Source organism: Paenibacillus sp. FSL H8-0315, from assembly GCF_038005365.1.
Taxonomy (GTDB): domain Bacteria; phylum Bacillota; class Bacilli; order Paenibacillales; family Paenibacillaceae; genus Paenibacillus_AQ; species Paenibacillus_AQ odorifer.
In genome coordinates, this window is sequence record NZ_JBBOTA010000001.1 from 1,044,581 (window position 1) to 1,062,961 (window position 18,381).

Consider the following 18,381-nt stretch of genomic DNA (forward strand, 5'->3'; position numbering starts at 1 on the left):
CACGACTTTTGAGCCCAGGCAAAAATAAGGTCAAATTGTATTATTATACAATTCAACATTAATTATTCATGTCTTAGGAGTAAATCATTGCTATATTTGTGACAACTATTAAACTAAATGACAAGCTACAAAATGGTTACTGCCAACATCACGAAATACCGGGATTTCAGATCTGCAAACCTCTTGCGCAAAGGGACAACGGGTATGGAATTTACAGCCAGAAGGCGGATTTACCGGACTCGGAATATCTCCCTTAAGTACAATTCTTTCCCTTTTCAGCTTTGGAATAGGAATCGGAACAGCCGACAGCAGCGCTTTGGTATACGGGTGGAGCGGATTCTTAAACAGTTCATCTCTTGAAGCCGTCTCCATCATAGAGCCCAGGTACATGACACCGATTCTTGAACACAAATGCTCCACAACACTCAAGTCATGGGAGATAAACAAATACGTTAACCCTCGACTCTGCTGGAGCTTACTGAATAAATTAATAATCTGTGCTTGGATGGAAACATCCAGTGCTGAAACTGGTTCGTCTGCAATGATCAGCTCAGGATTCAAAACAAGCGCACGGGCGATCCCGATCCGCTGCCGCTGCCCCCCGGAGAATTCATGCGGAAAGCGATCAATATGATAAGAAGATAACCCGCAAGCCGCTAGCGCTTCAAGCACCAGATCTCGCACCTCGGACCTTGAGCATAGACCATGATCCAGTAAAGCTTCACCAATGGCATCACCTATACGAACCCGTGGGTTAAGTGAGCTATAAGGATCTTGGAAGATCAACTGCATTTGGGGTCTAATATTGCGCAATACAGCGGGCGACAGGGAGTGAATGTCTATCCCTTTGAACTTGATCTCACCTGCCGTTTTATCCGTTAGCCGTAAAATCGTCCGTCCGACTGTACTTTTGCCGCTCCCAGATTCCCCTACAAGCCCAAACGTTTCCCCAGGTTGAAGTGTGATGCTAATATCGTCAACAGCCTTTACATGCCCAACGGTTCGGTTAAGCAGCCCCTTAGTAACAGGAAAATATTTCTTTAAATGATTGACCTCAAGCAGTGCTTCAGGCATGAACAACCGCCTCCTCATACAACCAGCAAGCTACCTTTTGTCTGCTGGCCACCTCTTTAAGCTGGGGCTGCTGGCTGACACATACAGGCATGCAATGCTCACAGCGGTCATGAAAATAACAAGAGGGCACCAGCTCAAGCGGATTTGGCACTTGACCTGGTATGGAATACAGCTCATCCTGTCGCTGATTGATTACCGGCTTCGATTTGAGCAGCCCTTTTGTATAGGGATGTTTGGGGTTGTTGAACAATTCAACAACTTCACCCTCCTCCACAATCTTTCCGGAATACATAACAATCACATAATCGGCCATCTCTGCCACTACGCCAAGATCATGGGTGATTAGTAGAATGGACATGCCCGAGCTATCTTTAATTTCACGCAGCATATCCAGAATTTGCGCTTGAATCGTTACATCCAGCGCCGTAGTCGGTTCATCAGCAATCAATAGCTTTGGACTGCAGGCAATGGCAATAGCAATCATAATCCGCTGCAGCATACCTCCACTTAATTCATGCGGGTAACTATCAGCAATTTGCTCTGGTCGTGATATGCCTACCTGCTTAATCAGTTCAATCGCCCGGATGCGCGCCTGTTTCTTGTTCATCTTCAAATGTACAATCAGCGGCTCCATGATTTGCTCACCGATCTTGATTACAGGATTAAGGGAGGACATGGGCTCCTGAAAGATCATCGCGATCTCATTCCCGCGGATGGTCCGCAGTGTGTTTTTGTCCATTTTCAACAAATCTTCACCCTGAAAATCAATTTTCCCTTGGGCTACCTTGCCCCCGGGTTCCTCAACAAGCCCCATGATGGACATCGCGGTCACGCTTTTGCCGCAGCCTGATTCTCCAACAATACATACCGTCTCTCCCTCGCGAACACGGAAGCTTACATCATCAACGGCTTTCACTTTTCCTTCTTCCGTGAAGAAGTATGTACTTAGACCGTCTATATTCATTAAATCACTCATCTGAGGGTCACCTACCTCTTCTGTTTAGGATCAAGCACGTCCCGGAGTCCGTCACCAAAGATATTGATCGCGATCACTGTCGCAAAGATCGATAACCCTGGTGGAATCCACAGCCACGGCCGATCCTGAAAGTCGATCATATTATTCGCAGCATCAATCATATTGCCCCAGGTTGGAGTTGGCGGCATAACACCTAGTCCAAAAAAGCTAAGAACCGATTCACTCAATATAGCACCACCGATGTTAAGGGTAGCCATAACGATCAGCAACGGAACGATATTCGGCAGCAAATGATTAAATAATTTACGTCGATCACGGAGGCCTAATACTACCGCCGCCTGCATAAACTCACGTTCTCGCAGACTAAGCATTTGACCCCGTACCATACGTGCCATACCCGGCCAGCTCACAATACTAAGCATCAGCATAACGATATACATCCGATAATCCGTTGGAATCTTCCACTCCGATAATAACGCACCAAAAATAAAGAGCAGTGGCAGACTCGGGACCGTCAATAAAAGATCCGCAATCCGCATAATGATTTGATCGGCAATACCGCGGTAATACCCAGCAATAGCCCCCAGAAGAGCACCGATAAACACCGAAAGAACCATTGACGCTAGTCCCACGGTCAGTGAAATGCGCCCCGCCTGCATTACCCGGGTCAGAATATCTCTGCCCAATGCATCAGTGCCCAGCCAATGCTTCATATTGGGTGCCTTGTTCATCATAGCCATATTAATTTTGTTATCCGTATAGGGTGAGAACAGCGGACCAATAAAACAAAGCGCAAACATAAAGATCACCACCACAAATCCGGATACCGCCAGCTTGTTCTTCAGCAACCTCCGCATAGATTGCCGGAATAAAGAGGATTTTCCTTTGGTGGTCTGCGGCTTCGCGATCCCCGCTACATTACTTTGAACTGCCACGTCAGCTTCCTCCTCTCTATAGCCGAACTCTAGGATCGGCAATCCGGTACAAAACATCCGAAAGCAACGTTCCTATGACGGTAAGTATGGCAATAAACATCGTAAAGCCCATCAGTAAAGGATAATCCCTTAGTCCGAAGGACTGCATATACAGTTGGCCAATCCCAGGCCAATTGAATATTTTCTCAATAATAAGTGATCCGCCAAATAGTGCCGGAAGCTCAAAACCAACCAGTGTAATTGCGGGCAGCAAGGCATTACGTAAGGCGTGTGTAAAGAGCACCTTGCGTTCTTTCAGGCCTTTGGCGCGTGCCGTACGGATATAATCCTGTTTTAAGACATCGATCATATTACTGCGGAAATAACGGGTGAGCGAACCTAATCCCAGAAGGGTCATAACCACAACCGGAAGGGTCATATGCATTACGATCTCTTTAAAGTAAGCCAAACCCGTAGCATTACTACCCGTGGTGATTATTCCACCTGGAGGCAGCCACTTGAGATCGACGGCCAGGATTTTGATCAGGAATAAGCCTATAAAAAATGACGGCAGTGACATGGCTGCGAATATAGCGATCATTACGAGTGTATCGAACCAGGAATATTGCTTATAGGCAGAGATGACGCCAATAATGACCGCAATCACCCACGTCAGAAACGTAGATACGGCAGCCAGCAGAAAGGAATTCCAAATATAATCATTAAAAAGCTGCAGCACAGGCTTTTGTTGGGCTAAGGAATACCCGAAATCACCATGCAGCGCATTCTTCATCCAGATCCCATACCGTTCAAGCACAGGCTTGTTTAAGCCGTAGATTTCACGCAGCTCAGCTTTGCGTTCAGCGGTCAATTTAATATTTCCGGTTATGAAGTCACCGGGAGTTGAAGCATACAGACAGAAGATCAATAATGATGCCGCAAATAAGATGATGACCATGTACAACAGTCTTTTCGATAAATAAGCGCTCATGACAGACTCCTTATGATTCGTCCCCTGCCCTTGAATCCATTCAGGGCAGGGGACACTGGTTTATTTATTTCAGGCTCCAAGTTGGCAGACTGCCAGCAAGACCGATGAACGGGCTGACCGATAGATTCTCAATACGTCCGTTATAGGCGTATACCGTCTTTTTATAACTTGTAAAAATAATAGGCAGTTCATCATTGAAAAGCTGATACAGCTCTTTATATACCGCTTTGCGCGCCTCAATATCAGTAGTGGCCAAGGCTTTGTTGTACAGCTCCAGGAATTTCGGATTGTCATAATCCGTGATTTCTCCATCGAAGAATTGCATGAACCCGTCAGACGGATCAGTCAACATGCTTGTGGAGAAGGATACGAGATCGTAGTCCCCACCTTCTACTTTCGATACCAGTGAGTTAAAGTCTGCGAAAACCTCAGGCTGGAATTCGATACCCAGCGCTTCAAAATTCTCTTTAGCTACAGCGATGAAAATATCTGTGTTTTTACTCTTCGAACCGAGGTAATGGATGGACAGCGGTTTGCCATCTTTTTCACGGATACCCCCCGCGCCTACCGTCCAGCCAGCTTCATCGAGTAATTGTTTTGCTTTTTCCGGATCATATTTGTAAGGATTAATACCTTCCTCAGTGTAAGACCAGGAAATCGGCGATGCCGGGATGTTGGCAATAGACCCTGCACCTTGTGCTGCATCCACATAAATACTCTGACGATCCAAACCGTACACAATAGCTTGACGTACAAGCTTATCCTTGAGCTGCTCATGCTTCAGGTTAACTTGCAAGTAACCATAGGTGCTTGGAGTGTAAGGAATAATATTCACAAAACCGAGTGCTTTCAGCTTCTCGATATTCTCGTCTGTCGCACTAAAGGAAGCGTAGTCCACTTCACCAGTTTCTACGAACTGCCATACGTCGCCTTCCGTAGTTTTGTAAATGAAATGCTCCGTCTTTGGTTTACCTTTGAAATAATTCTCATTCGCTACAAAACGCACTTCTTGACCTGGAATAAATTTCTCCAGCTTGTAAGGTCCATCGCCAAGTGGCTTCTCATGCAGCTTTTTAATGTATTCAAGATTTCCAATTTTATAGTCCTTGCCATAGTAAGCTTTCGACAGTACATTCGAGCCGAGCTGTACCAGCGCCGTTGCGTTTGGTTGCTCAAGGGTTGCTGAGATCGTCTGTGGATCAATTACTTTAATGCCCTCAACTGTAGGGGATGTACCTTCCTTATAGGCTTTGCCGCCTTTAACATTTAGCGATGGAAGCTGGGAGCTACCGTCATACGATTTGTCGTATTGGATCGTCCATGTAAATGCCACATCATCCGCTGTTAACGGTGAACCGTCGCTGAATTTCAAATCTTTTCTCAAGTGGAAAGTGTATGTAAGCTGATCATCCGAAACATCCCAGCTCTCCGCAAGTTCCGGCGTTGGAACGCCTTTGTCATCAACAGTTACGAGAGAAGCGTATAGCAGTGAAGAGACATTGCCATCATAACCACTTTGTTGAAAATAAGGAGTGAACGCTCCGCTTGGGTCCGTAAGTCCGACGATAATGGTATCTGTACGTTTTTGGGCCACCGCTGGAAGTTTGGATAAATCCGTGGCAGTAAAAGGTTCGCTTAGAGCACCCGCAGGAACAATCTCTGGTGCAGTGGTTGCTTCCACATTGGTTGAATTGGAGCCTGCAGCCGCATTGTTTGCGGATGAGGATTCGTTATTACTGTTGTTAGCGCAAGCAGAAAGTAACAGTGACCCCGTAAGCAGTAATGAAGTGATTACAATCGCATTTTTTCTCATGTACCTATCTCCCTTTTCTCTCTGAATAGAATAATAACTATAATTCCTACCCGTTAAGTATGAATAACATCTGATGTTCATTATAGAAAGGTTTTTTAGTTCTGTAAAGAGAGAACTTCAAAAAAATTCTCCATAAACAGAATTAGGCGATAATTAAAACAAATAAAAAAAGCCAAAACCCTCTCTGCATAAGAGAAGTCCTGGCTTTCAGGCGGTTATATTTTTAAAAAATCATTATTTCAAATACTCGAATAGCTGCTCATTCATCCGATGAATGCCTTCAAGACGCAGACTGTATCCGGTGACATTCTCCCCTTCAATATAGGCATGAAGTAAACCTGCACAACGAAGATTAAAAATATGATCATGCACAATCCCCTTCGAGATCCCCGCATGCTTAACAATTTCGGTAAACGTCTTACGGCCACCACTAAGGGCTTGGAGGATTTTTAGCCGGCTTTTTTCACTCAGACTACGGATCGCTCTGTACATAAAAGGGGAGATTTCCTCATTCTCCATCGATATCCACGCCGCATAATGGCAGATCGTTAATTCACCGTAGCAATAGATAATATTAGCAGGCTGAAAATGATACTGTGGAATCAGTACGAGCTTCTTAAGCCCATCCGTAGGCATGAAGTAAAATCCGTTGGTCGTCTTGTTCACGAAATCCGCAGTGTCCAGTCCATTAAGCTCCATGTTCTTGGAATCCGCATGCTGCTGCAGTTTGCTCAAAATCGCAGGATTGCATTGGCTAAAGTACTGGCGGTTCCACTCGGAGAGTAAAAATACTACGCGGTTACGGTAATCCTCCATATGGCTTGGAAATACCTTTACATACTTTGATAAGGTCTCATATAACTCACCAACCGATAACCCTTCAATCCAGTTCAACACACTGTCTACTTCATCTTTAAATGGACAACAGTAAATGAGCAGATTCAACATTTTCCACTCATTGTTTAGTTCGGTTTCTTTCAGACGGGATAACAGCTCTTCACTGAGCGTGCTTTCAATTTCATTAGCCCATGCTACCCCTAAATCAATCTTCTTATAGGATTTTTTGCAGAGATAAGTATGTAAGCTGTTCAACAATTCATAAATCGATCCAAATTCAACCTCAACCTTGTATTCCACAATGATTCCTCCTGCTAGCGGTTCTTTTCAGTAGTGAGATATTCTCTTAATCTTATTGTATTATCCTGAGAATACGCAAGCTACTCTATAAACGGGAGTGCATAAAAATTCATTAGCTGTTATTTCAGCACCGAATTTTCTGTATTGCACGGTGGTTTAGCTGTCATTTCCGCGAGCGTGGACGCTATCGGACACAACTGAGCTTGTGCTAATGGCGTCTGCCGTAGACTTCAGCGCGAGATCAAGACTCTGCGCTATCGGACTCAGTTGACCTTGTGCTAATAGCGTCTGCTAGGTCCGTAATCTCCTGCGGGAGATCAAGACTCTGCACTATCGGACTCAGTTGACCTTGTGCTAATAGCGTCTGCTGGGTCCGTAATCTCCAGCGGGAGATCAAAACTCTGCACTATCGGACTCAGTTGACCTTGTGCTAATAGCGTCTGCTGGGTCCGTAATCTCCAGCGGGAGATCAAAACTCTGCACTATCGGACTCAGTTGACCTTATTCGCAGTATTATCCCCTTTTTTGTGTGCTATCGGACTCCATAGGCGCTATTGACACTATAAATGCCTATTTCGTGCCTATTCCAAAGGAATAGCTGCACTGGGGTCCGAAACTTTACTCAAAAGGCTAAATATGTGCGAATAGCGTCTGCTGGGTCCGAGAGGTTCTACGGAGGTTTAGGATTTTGTTCCATCGGTCAGTTGACCTTGTGCAAATAACGTCTATTGGGTCCGTAAGCTCCTGCGGGAGATTAGGATACTCTTCCATCGGACACAGTTGACCTTATTTGCAGTATTATCCTCTTTTCAGCATGCTATCGGACTCCATAGGCGCTATGGGCATAAAATAGGCCTATTTCGTGCCTATTCCAAAGGAATAGCTGCACTGGGGTCCGAAACTTTACTCAAAAGGCTAAATATGTGCAAATAGCGTCTGCTGGGTCCCTAAGCATCAGTGGGGAATTAGGATTCTGGACCGTAAGCATCAGCGGGGGATTAGGACTCTGGTCCGTAAGCTTCTGCGGCGGATTAGGATCCTACGCTATCGGACACAGTTGACCGTATTCGCAGTATTATCCCATTTTCAGCATGTTATCGGACTCCATAGGCGCTATGGGCATTAAAAATGCCTATTTCGCGCCTATTCCAAAGGAATAGCTGCACTGGGGTCCGAAACTTTGCACAAATGACTAAAAATGTGCAAATAGCGTCAATTGGGTCCGTTAGATTCCGCAGAGATTAGGACAAGCGAGAGTTAAGGGTTCGGGGTTCCATGGATCCAGCGTTCTGAGGTTCTGAGGTTCCGAGGTTCCAAGGGTTCGGGGGTTCCATGGTTCCAGCGTTCTGAGGTTCCGGGGTTCCGGGATTCCAGCGTTCCTAGCGTTCCCAGCATTCCCAGCATCCCAGCGTTCCCAGCGTTCCCAGCGTTCCCAGCGTTCCCAGCGTTCCCAGCATTCCCAGTGTTCCCAGCGTTCCCAGCATTCCCAGCATTCCCAGCGTTCCCAGTTTTCAGCTTACCAAAACAAATACTCGAGGTTAGTTAACTCTCCTTGCTCATATTCTGCTATAGCCATGTTGCCCACATGAACAAAAATGCAGTGCAGCGATCCTCGGGTAACAAGGAAAACAACATTCAACCCGAAGAACAATCAATCTGGTTCGCTCCTCGCTTTTTGCAATTCATGGTAGTAAAATATAGGCAATAACTAATTAGGAGTGAAGCCATAAGATGCAAATTCAAAATGAAAACGGACGTTTTTTTGTTGCTAATGACGGTAAGGACCTTGCCGAAATCACATACAGTTTGGATAAAGAAGCCGGGGAATTAGTCATTGACCACACCCGTGTCTCCGAAGAACTGCGCGGTCAAGGTACTGGACAAGAGCTTGTACGTGCTGTTGTGGACAAGGCTCGGAATGAGAATTTAAAAATTGTACCCGTGTGCTCCTATGCTGCGCATCAATTCGAGAAGCACCCGGAGTACAAAGACGTGCTGAGCGGGAATACTGGCGGGAGAGCTTAAAACCTGCTCCCGTTTCCGCGAAGCTTTTTTAGTAACTATGCGAACTTATAATAGTTCAAATACACTTTAGGGGGAAACGGGTTTGACGACTGCCGACACTTTTAAGAATATTGAGGAATTACAACAACGCTGTGAGCAATATGAAGGAATCTCATTAAAACTGAATTGGGATATGCTCCGCCAGCCATCAAGCGCAGGTGATACGGAATGGCTCGTGACTTATGAGGACGAATTACTGGTCGGTTTCTTGGGACTCTATGGTTTTGGAAGCGATATGGAGGTCTGTGGCATGGTTCGGCCAGGCTACCGTCGACGCGGAATCTTCACCTCTCTGTGGAACCGAGCACAAACCATAATCAAGCGCAATAAAGTCTCTACTCTTCTTCTAAATGCACCCGCCGCTTCTTCATCTGGAACTGCTTTCCTGCAAACCTTGCCTCTGCAGTTCAATCACGCTGAATATCAAATGAAATGGGATGGCAATTCCATGGTGTCATCTGATGTCAGCTCAGCAACAGGGACTGTCGTCTTACGGCCAGCTCGTGAAGAAGAGGCACACATTCTGGTCGAACTGGATTGTGGAGGTTTTGATATGAAGACAGAAGATGCTGCAGAGCAGTATGAGTTGCACAAACAGGAAGGTATGCAAGAGAATATTATGATCGAGATGGACGGCAGGCCTGTTGGGAAGATGCGAGTGTGGACTGAAGATAATGAATCCTGGATCTATGGATTTACAGTCGACAAAAAGCTACGTGGGCTTGGCATTGGCCGCAGCGCCCTTCTTCAGACCATCGAACGAGAGCGCAAAAATTATAATGGTGTAAATCTGGAGGTCGCACTGGATAATCCCAATGCACTTAAGCTGTATGAGAGCTGCGGCTTTGTCATTCAGAATAAACAGGATTATTACCGATATATCGGCTAATCCCCAGACCTACTCTTGAGATTTTAATAAAGCAGTCACAATAAGACCTCCTTACTTGCTGGTGTTCTAACCTGCAGATAAGGAGGTCTATTTATTATAGTAAATAATCCGCTTCGCCTCTCTCATTTCTACGATCGCTGCAGCTTAAGGAACCGTCAGCTAACACTTCACGCTCAAGAAATACGGATAACAGACGCACATAATCCAGTGACTCCATAATCGAGATTGCCTCTCCATCAAAGCAGTATTTACGTCCATCCAGCAGCGAGAAAACTTCCACGGTCTCCGCTGGCTCACCATAAGCATGATGGCAAAAAACATTGGCCATATGCATAAATCCAGTGATGATATCCTCATTGCCATTAACCATAAATTTCTGAATGTTCACGCTTCGGCCACTTTTTGAAGAGTTCCAAGCCAGCTGCGTAATCATCGATAACTCCAAATTCAGCGCTGGAACTGGAACATGCCACTGTTCATATAACATCACTGGAATCTCCTGTAGATGATTGCTTGAAACGATACGCATAAGCTCATCAGCTACACTCGTTTTGATATCCCAATATTGCAAAAGGGAGGGAAAAGCATCTCCCCTAGGAGGCCACCGGCGCTCTAACAGAAATTGTATAGGTGTCTCTCTTCGCACTTCCGGCAACAGACTATAGAAGTCATTAAGTGTATGCCCCACAGCATATTGAACCTGCTGGCGCCAGCGTGGGAGCCCCGTCGCTGGAGCTCCGCTAGCTAAATTCTCAGTCCCGCCCAGCATAATATGCTCCATGCGATAATCGTGCAGCCGTTTATACGGAGGGCTATGTACATCCCTTGGCTTGTTAAACCAACTTCCCACTGGCCCACCCATCTTAGGTTACCGCCATACAGGCTTCGATGAATTGACGTCCGAATTGACGGCAGGCTTCTTTTTCGGCAGCATTAGGGCCATACTCAATCTTTAGGCTATCTTGCAAAATGACTGCTCCACGCTCCTTTAGCTTCTCCTCGATAACATCCACTGCCCCACAATAAATGGCGTAGCCTGTATCTCCACTACCAAAAACTGCTGACTTCATAGCAGTCAAATCAAGTTCAGCCATCTCCTCATAGAAATCAAGAGATTCATCCGGCAACTCTCCGTCTCCCCAAGTGTATGCCCCTAGCAGAACGCCTTCATATGATTTTATCTCAATCGCATTACATTCAGTGACCGACTTCAAAACAGCCTCACCGCCTGCATGGCGTATTCCTTCTACAATCAATTCAGCCATTTCCTCAGTGTTGCCAGTTAAACTAGCATATGCCACAAGCACTTTAGCCATAAACTCCTGTTCCTCCCCTACTAACACCTTAAATTTAAATCATATACGCTTCACCTCATTCTATTTGATAATGATTATCATTGTCAATAAATAAAGTTAAAAAAACGCAAACTCCCCGTTATTACACACGGTTGAGGTTTGCGCTCCGTCTCATTTTTCTTAAAAAGAAGCTTAATAAGCACCTTCCAGCAAGGTTATGTGATTCCCATCAGGATCACGAAAATTCATTTCTTTACCGCCATATTCCATCGTAACAGGTGGCTGACAATCCAGTCCCTTAGCTTTCAACTGCTCGTATGTCTCATCCAGATTATCACAGCCGAATACTAAATTAACAAAACCTGTCGTAAGATTTTCCCACTTTGCAGCATCCCAAATAATAATTCCCGGCTGTTTCTTGCCAAAGCCAAGCTTTGCCCCGTCGAAATTACCGTAACCTTCGAAAGGCATAGGAATTCCTAGTACCTCCGTATAAAATTTAGCTGACGCCGCAGTATCTTTAGTATAAATGTTAGTCCCTTCAAAAGACGAAATCATAACTTGTCCCCTCTCATTCTCATAATATGTCTCATTTCTTACTTAGGTTTAGTCTAACAAGGTTGACACGCTTTGTATTGCAAAATCACGACATTCTTCGGCCTGCATAGACCAAGGCTTCAAGTGGGGTTCTTCCTGCATATTTTTTGAAATTATTGATAAAATGGGACTGGTGACTGTAACCATACGCGAAAATAAGATCCTGCATATTCTTCGTCTGCCCAGGTAAATGACACATCTCCCGCCATACATTCTGAAACCGCACGAGATCTGCTGTTTTTTTGGGCGATACACCTATATATTCTTGAAAAAGCCGTTCAAGTTGTCGTCTGCTTAAATTAGAACTGGTCTCCAAATCCTCTGCGGTCACAATCCCTTTTTGTTTAACCATAGTATAGACTGCGTTCATCATCCGATCGTTAGTCCGCCCTCTACGCTCAAGACGACGTAGCAGATAGGCTTCAGCGGCTGCAATCCTTTCGTCCATCGAGTTTACTTTCTCCAATAGATGACCAAGCTCTTTTTTAAAAGTGCCAAAATATTGTTCTACATCGACATGTGCATTCAAGACATTCCGCAGATGATCATCTGCAAAAAAATGAACCGCCCAGAAATGAAATCGGATACCAAAGGTTGAACTCCCCCCTGGCTTTCTGTCTGAAGAGACTTCAAATGGAGTGTCATTGATGCCGGAGAAAAAAGTGTTTGTATTGCCTGATTCTCTATCCAAATCCCAAATAATATCCATACAGGTGTCCGGAATTATTGTCTCCGTCTCAGGTTGTTGTATAGACTCCACATCTACAGAACCCCAAAAACAGCGAATAAACGGCTGCAAGGCATGGCTGGGCAGAAACTCACTAGTGTGGTTGGGTTTTGCAGTTATAGGGAAATACAGCGGTGAGAGATTGAACATAGCTTTAGTTCTCCGATCGTAAATAGGGTAAGAACTCTACTATCTGATCATACACAATCAAGTCTTGCAGCACCAGTTGAATAGCCGCATAAGCATGGGAATATTATACACTTCATTAGCATTGGACAAAATTATTGGTGAAGCTGGTTGAGGTGTAATTTGTTTGTAGCAATCAGGTGAAATGTTGTACAATAAAGGCTAAATGAATTTTTTTGAAGGATGGATTAAATCATGTATATAGCGAGCGATTGGAAAGACTATGAAGTAATTGATACAGGCGGTGGAGAGAAGCTCGAACGCTGGGGCGATATTATCTTGCGTCGTCCTGATCCACAGATTATTTGGCCTCTAAATAATGAGACCGCTAAATGGCGTGATGTGCACGGACATTATCACCGTTCCTCCGCTGGTGGCGGACAATGGGAAATGAAAAAAACCATTCCGGACGATTGGAAGATTAGCTATGGTAAATTAAAATTCCACTTACGTCCTACAAACTTCAAGCATACAGGACTATTCCCGGAACAAGCAGCCAACTGGAGCTGGATGATGGACAAGATTGCAGCGGCTAACCGTCCAATTTCAGTGCTGAATCTTTTTGCTTACACAGGTGGAGCTACTGTGGCAGCGGCGAGTGCCGGAGCGTCTGTCGTTCACGTGGATGCAGCCAAAGGTATGGTGCAGTGGGCGAAAGAAAACGTTCAGCTGTCTGGTCTTGGAGAACGTCCAGTCCGCTTTATCACGGATGATGTATTCAAGTTCGTACAACGTGAACAACGCCGCGGCAGCAAATATGATGCGATTATTATGGACCCTCCTTCTTACGGAAGAGGACCTGGTGGAGAAATGTGGAAGCTTGAATCAAGCTTGTATCCTTTCCTTGAGAGCTGTATGGAGATTATGAGCGACAACCCTTTGTTCATGCTCATTAATTCCTACACCACAGGAATTTCTCCAACTGTACTGCGCAACATGTTGTCTATGACCATGGGCAAACGTTATGGCGGAAAACTTACCTCCGGCGAAATCGGTCTTCCGATCACCTCCTCCGGCATGAATCTGCCATGTGGTATCCTGGGTCGCTGGGAGGCGTAAGCCATGACACAGCATAGTTCCGGCAACAATGAGGCTGTAAGCAGCGGATCGCAACGATTTGAAGTCTTGTACGAAGACAACCATCTTCTAGGGATTGTAAAACCCGTGAATATTCCTGTTCAGGAGGATGCAACAGGCGATCCTGACCTGCTGAACCTGCTGAAAGAAGATGTGAAGGAACGTTTCAACAAACCCGGCAACGTCTATATAGGTCTGGTCCACCGTTTGGATCGACCGGTTGGGGGCGCAATGATTTTTGCCAAGACTTCCAAAGCGGCTTCAAGACTATCCGAGAGTGTCCGTACTCACGGCTTTCATAAGGTGTATTTAACAGTCGTGCATGGTAAACCGCCAGCCACTCGTGGCCGTCTTACAGATACGCTGCTTAAAGACGCAAAGAGTAACACCGTCACCGTGGTTCGAAAAGGAACTCCCGGCGGCAAGGAAGCAATTCTGGATTACACAGTGCTTGACAGTGCAGAAGGATACAGCCTGCTTAAGATTGATTTACTTACAGGGCGTTCCCACCAAATTCGGGTGCAGCTGAGTTCGATCGGCTGTCCATTATACGGTGATCAGAAGTACGGGGCTTCAGTGAACAGACCGGGGCAACAAATTGCGTTATGGTCAGCACTTGTAGGATTCCCTCACCCTGTTACTAAAGAAGAAGTGGAACTCATCTCTCTGCCCCCACAAACCCATCCTTGGGATCTGTGGCCGCGTGAAACACTACAAAAAGGGCTGTCCTAAAGCAGCCCTTTCTAGGCATTGAAACGATAAAAACGAGGCAGTGATTCTCCGGTTAGTGGAGAATCACTGCCTCGTTTTTGTTTCTGCGTCTGCTACTTGAACAGACTATGGGAAGAGGGTCCACGCTGGAGTGTTCTTCCTAGCTCCGCAGGATATGCTTAGTCCGATTATTCCAGCCGGGCATTGAATATCCCTTTGAGATTAAACATCCTTTCGAGATTAAACATTCCTTCCACCTTCCAGCTTGAACTTAGTTAACGATCCACCGCTCTGTTTAGCGGTGGATCAGCAGTGGATCAGCAATGGATCAGCAGTGGAACAGCAATGGCTCAGCAGTGGTTCAGCAGTGGATCAGTAGTGGATCAGTAGTGGTTTAGCAGTGGATCAGTAGTGGTTCAGCAGTGGATCAGTAGTGGTTCAGCAGTGGATCCTAGATGGAATCTGAAATAAAAAGTAAGATAACTGCATTCTATACACTTATTCCGAATAAAAAAGCAATAGATCGGATTTTAAGTGTACTCTTTACAATTAAAAATCAGGGAAACTGCAAAAAGAGAAGTAAATCAAGAAAATAGTTGTATAAAATACAGTTATATTACATCAATCGAGTAATTAGCAAACAATAGCTGTACAAAATACAACTAAATGCATCTAAATGCCTCTAATTGCTCTAAAACACTCTAAATGCTTCTACATACTCTAAATGCACTAGTGATACAGCCAAGCTATTTGCTTCAAGGTGTAGAACCCTCCGGTGTAGTTGTAACAACCATTTTGCCCATTAAGTAGAGCAGTAACTGTTGGTTATGAGAGGAGATCGGATCAAGCGCTTCCGCAAAAAAATCACTGCGGATCTTTAGACCCCGTGCAGTTTCTTCCATTCCAGTCTCCGTTATACTCACCCATACAATCCGCCGGTCCGAAGCATCTCTTTCCCGCACAATAAGCTCATGCTTCTCCATCCGATCAAGTAACATCGTAACCGCTGCAGGACTGGTCGCCAAATGTGGAGCCAGATCAGAAGGCTTCATGGCGTCGCGTTCCTGAAGCAGTTCAAGTACAGTAAGTTGGGCATCCGTCAGCGTTGGAGCAAGATTACTGTCCATATGTAATTTATAATCTTTTAAAATCTTATGCCAAATTTTACTGAATTCAGAAGCATGCACACTTATTCCTTCCTTTCCTCGCGGTTCTATCCGGTATATCTACATTTTCGCGAAACAACTTCCATTTCCTGCAAACGAAGAAAAAATAAATCTGCCGGACCTTCAGCATAAAAAAATAAAAAACGACGCTTAGTCAACCCTCCAAAAGAGCGGACTAAACGCCGTTATAAAATCACTTGTTAATCGCTAGTTTTAATGAACTGATGGGAAAAGATTTATGATCTCATCCTTTTTCTCCACAGCTACAATCTGTTTGCCTGTAGAACGACGCTCGCCCAGCGGCGCTGATTCAGAGGAGAACGTATGGTGGGCATTCTCACGGGTAACAGCGTTCAGTTCCAACGGCTCCTTGCAATAGAAAGCCCCTGCTAACCTGCTGCCATTTGGACGTATTCGTTTACCTTCCTTGAATTCGAAGGTTGGCATTCCTTTGCCACCACGGCTTTGTGATGGATAATCCACAAGTAATGAACGTTTCGCATAACCAATATCAGAAATGGCAAGGATTTCGCCTTCATCTTCGCTGACCCAGAAGCAGGAAATCACCTCGTCGCCCTCGCGCAGCTGAATTCCTCTTACACCGGATGCAACGCGCCCCATAGGGTTAACCTCATTCTCATGGAATCGGATACTCATTCCCTCACGGGTGACCAGCACAATGTCCTTGTCATTCGTACTAGAAGCCACTGTAATGATCTCATCACCCTCGGCTACCTTACAGGCCGCTACAGCTCCAGAACGGCTTGTAGAGTATTCCTTGAGCTCTGTACGCTTCACCTGACCCCGACGGGTGACAAACACAAGGCTCTGCTGCGGATCATCTAGATTATTCACCGGAATCACACTAACGATTCCATCTCCTTTAGACAATCCAATAACATTCACAATCGCTGTACCAGGCTCTTTCCATTTAAACTCCGGAATCTGGTGCACAGGAAGCAAGAAGTATTGCCCCTTGCGGGTAAATACCAGCAGACTGTCACGGGTATTTACATCCAGCAGCCTGACGATATGATCGCCTTCTTTGACGCCTGAGGTATGACGCTCCCCACCAGAACGGGTGAAGGAAAGCATACTAGTCCGCTTAATATAACCATCTGCTGAAAGAGCAACGAGCACATCCTCCGCGTTGACCAGCGCTTCAAGGCTAACCTTGAGCTCCTCGACTTCGCCTTGGATCAGAGAACGGCGATCAATGCCGTATTTGTCGCGAATCTCCAGCAGTTCCTTACGAATTACAGCAACTAGCTTTTTGTCGCTATCCAAAATACCGCGCAGATGTGTAATCTTTGCCATCATTTCATCTAATTCTTTCTGGAGTGAAGTGATCTCCAGATTGGTCAGACGATACAATTGCAAAGTAAGGATCGAATCGGCTTGGCGTTCACTGAAGCCGAACATCCATACGAGATTGTTCTGAGCATCCTGACGATTTTTCGAAGCTTTGATCGCAGCGATAACCTCATCCAGAATGTTCAGTGCTTTAACTAAGCCCTCTAAGACATGAGCACGGTCTTCAGCGCGTTCCAGATCGAACTGGGTGCGATGAGTCACAACTTCACGCTGATGCGCGATATAAGCTTCCAGGATGGCTTTTAGACCAAGCTGCTGAGGTGCTTTGTTAACAATAGCAACCATATTGAAGTTATAGGTGATTTGAAGATCGGTTTTTTTGAGCAGATACGCCAACACGCCTTGAGCATCAGCCTCTTTTTTGAGTTCGACTACAATCCGCAGTCCCTCACGGCCGCTCTCATCACGAACCTCGGCAATGCCATCGATCTTTTTCTCCAGCCGAATATTCTCCATGGAAGTAACCAGCCGTGATTTTACAATCTGGAATGGTACTTCCGTGATCACGATTTGCTGCTTGCCGCCCCGCATATTCTCAATCTCTGTTTTGGAGCGCAGGTAAATACGGCCTTTACCTGTGCGGTAAGCATCCATGATGCCGTCTCCGCCCATGATCGTGCCGCCTGTAGGGAAATCCGGACCTTTCATGAAGGTCATAATTTCTTCCAGCTCAATATTTGGTTTCTGCATCACTGCGATACAAGCGTCAATTACTTCACGCAGATTATGTGGCGGAATTTCAGTGGCAAAACCAGCAGAAATCCCACTCGTGCCATTTACGAGCAGATTCGGATACCGGGAGGGAACCACAACAGGCTCTTTGGCGGTATTGTCAAAGTTATCTTTAAACAAGACCGTCCGCTTCTCGATATCACGCATCATCTCCATTGCAATGGGAGACAGCCGTGCCTCTGTATAACGCATTGCCGCTGCTGGGTCATCGTCCATGGAGCCCCAGTTGCCGTGACCGTCAACTAGCACATGCCCCATTTTCCAAGGCTGTGCCATACGTACCATACCATCATAAATAGAGGAGTCACCATGTGGATGGTAATTACCCATTACATCTCCGACAGTTTTGGCTGACTTGCGGTATGGCTTGTCAGGGGTGTTGCCGGAGTCGTACATCGCATAAAGAATCCGGCGCTGCACGGGTTTAAGTCCATCACGGACATCGGGGATTGCCCGGTCCTGAATAATATATTTGGAATACCGACCAAAGCGGTCACCGACGACCTCTTCCAGAAATGCCGGCAAAAATTGTTCTGATAAACTACTCACTTTGCTCACCTTCTGTTCCTCAAACTGCCCGTTTTAAAATAGTGTGGTGAGTCTCAGGTACTTCAGAGTTTTTTGGAATTCCGGGCACTATCGCTCCTACTGTTCCAAA

At 45.6% G+C, this 18,381-nt stretch carries 16 protein-coding genes; 4 read left to right on the forward strand and 12 right to left on the reverse strand.

Features of this window, described 5'->3' with window-relative positions; all coding sequences use genetic code 11:
- Positions 1 to 108: 108 nt before the first annotated feature.
- From MHB56_RS04505 to MHB56_RS04530, 6 genes are all read right to left on the reverse strand, one after another.
- Entirely contained in the window at positions 109 to 1,074 is a 966-nt protein-coding gene (locus MHB56_RS04505) for an ABC transporter ATP-binding protein (RefSeq protein ID WP_341143317.1), read from the reverse strand.
- On the reverse strand, positions 1,067 to 2,050 hold the full coding sequence (locus MHB56_RS04510; RefSeq protein ID WP_076130798.1) for an ABC transporter ATP-binding protein: 984 nt from the start codon (positions 2,048 to 2,050) through the stop codon (positions 1,067 to 1,069). Before MHB56_RS04510 ends, MHB56_RS04505 begins: the two co-directional genes overlap by 8 nt.
- An 11-nt stretch (positions 2,051 to 2,061) precedes the next feature.
- Positions 2,062 to 2,985 (reverse strand): oligopeptide ABC transporter permease, encoded by a 924-nt coding sequence (gene opp4C / locus MHB56_RS04515; RefSeq protein WP_036685740.1) that lies wholly within the window; start codon positions 2,983 to 2,985, stop codon positions 2,062 to 2,064.
- Between the two features lie 16 nt (positions 2,986 to 3,001).
- Entirely contained in the window at positions 3,002 to 3,955 is a 954-nt protein-coding gene (locus tag MHB56_RS04520) for an ABC transporter permease (RefSeq protein ID WP_036685739.1), read from the reverse strand.
- A 64-nt stretch (positions 3,956 to 4,019) separates the two neighbouring features.
- Positions 4,020 to 5,768 (reverse strand): ABC transporter substrate-binding protein, encoded by a 1,749-nt coding sequence (locus MHB56_RS04525; protein WP_036685737.1) that lies wholly within the window; start codon positions 5,766 to 5,768, stop codon positions 4,020 to 4,022.
- A gap of 234 nt (positions 5,769 to 6,002) precedes the next feature.
- Complete coding sequence (locus MHB56_RS04530) at positions 6,003 to 6,905, reverse strand: ArsR/SmtB family transcription factor (protein WP_076130795.1); 903 nt, start codon at positions 6,903 to 6,905, stop codon at positions 6,003 to 6,005.
- Positions 6,906 to 8,636: 1,731 nt separating this feature from the next.
- Between MHB56_RS04530 and MHB56_RS04535 the strand changes: the two genes are divergently transcribed.
- Entirely contained in the window at positions 8,637 to 8,930 is a 294-nt protein-coding gene (locus MHB56_RS04535) for a GNAT family N-acetyltransferase (protein WP_076134638.1), read from the forward strand.
- Positions 8,931 to 9,012: 82 nt separating this feature from the next.
- Entirely contained in the window at positions 9,013 to 9,858 is an 846-nt protein-coding gene (locus tag MHB56_RS04540) for a GNAT family N-acetyltransferase (RefSeq protein WP_076127613.1), read from the forward strand.
- A gap of 94 nt (positions 9,859 to 9,952) precedes the next feature.
- Here the strand turns inward: MHB56_RS04540 and MHB56_RS04545 are convergent, their stop codons facing one another.
- The 4 genes from MHB56_RS04545 to MHB56_RS04560 form a co-directional block, all read right to left on the reverse strand.
- A complete protein-coding gene (locus MHB56_RS04545) occupies positions 9,953 to 10,720 on the reverse strand; it encodes a hypothetical protein (protein ID WP_248548513.1) in 768 nt (255 codons plus the stop codon).
- Position 10,721: 1 nt separating this feature from the next.
- The gene (locus MHB56_RS04550; protein ID WP_341143318.1) at positions 10,722 to 11,174 is read right to left on the reverse strand and encodes a flavodoxin; all 453 of its coding nucleotides are present in this window, start codon (positions 11,172 to 11,174) and stop codon (positions 10,722 to 10,724) included.
- Between the two features lie 171 nt (positions 11,175 to 11,345).
- On the reverse strand, positions 11,346 to 11,711 hold the full coding sequence (locus MHB56_RS04555) for a VOC family protein (protein ID WP_340394152.1): 366 nt from the start codon (positions 11,709 to 11,711) through the stop codon (positions 11,346 to 11,348).
- Positions 11,712 to 11,796: 85 nt separating this feature from the next.
- Positions 11,797 to 12,627 (reverse strand): AraC family transcriptional regulator, encoded by an 831-nt coding sequence (locus MHB56_RS04560; RefSeq protein WP_076278319.1) that lies wholly within the window; start codon positions 12,625 to 12,627, stop codon positions 11,797 to 11,799.
- A gap of 231 nt (positions 12,628 to 12,858) precedes the next feature.
- On the opposite strand from MHB56_RS04560, the gene MHB56_RS04565 reads away from it, so the two are divergent.
- Positions 12,859 to 13,722 carry a class I SAM-dependent methyltransferase gene (locus MHB56_RS04565; RefSeq protein ID WP_036685718.1) on the forward strand — a complete coding sequence of 288 codons (864 nt, stop codon included), beginning with the start codon at positions 12,859 to 12,861 and terminating at the stop codon, positions 13,720 to 13,722.
- 3 nt (positions 13,723 to 13,725) lie between these two features.
- A complete protein-coding gene (locus MHB56_RS04570; RefSeq protein ID WP_341143319.1) occupies positions 13,726 to 14,472 on the forward strand; it encodes an RluA family pseudouridine synthase in 747 nt (248 codons plus the stop codon).
- Between the two features lie 734 nt (positions 14,473 to 15,206).
- Here the strand turns inward: MHB56_RS04570 and MHB56_RS04575 are convergent.
- Both MHB56_RS04575 and gyrA read right to left on the reverse strand, forming a co-directional pair.
- On the reverse strand, positions 15,207 to 15,638 hold the full coding sequence (locus MHB56_RS04575; protein WP_076127601.1) for a MarR family winged helix-turn-helix transcriptional regulator: 432 nt from the start codon (positions 15,636 to 15,638) through the stop codon (positions 15,207 to 15,209).
- A gap of 192 nt (positions 15,639 to 15,830) precedes the next feature.
- Positions 15,831 to 18,272: a DNA gyrase subunit A gene (gene gyrA / locus MHB56_RS04580; RefSeq protein ID WP_076127599.1), complete on the reverse strand. Its 2,442-nt coding sequence runs from the start codon at positions 18,270 to 18,272 to the stop codon at positions 15,831 to 15,833.
- Between the last annotated feature and the right edge of the window lie 109 nt (positions 18,273 to 18,381).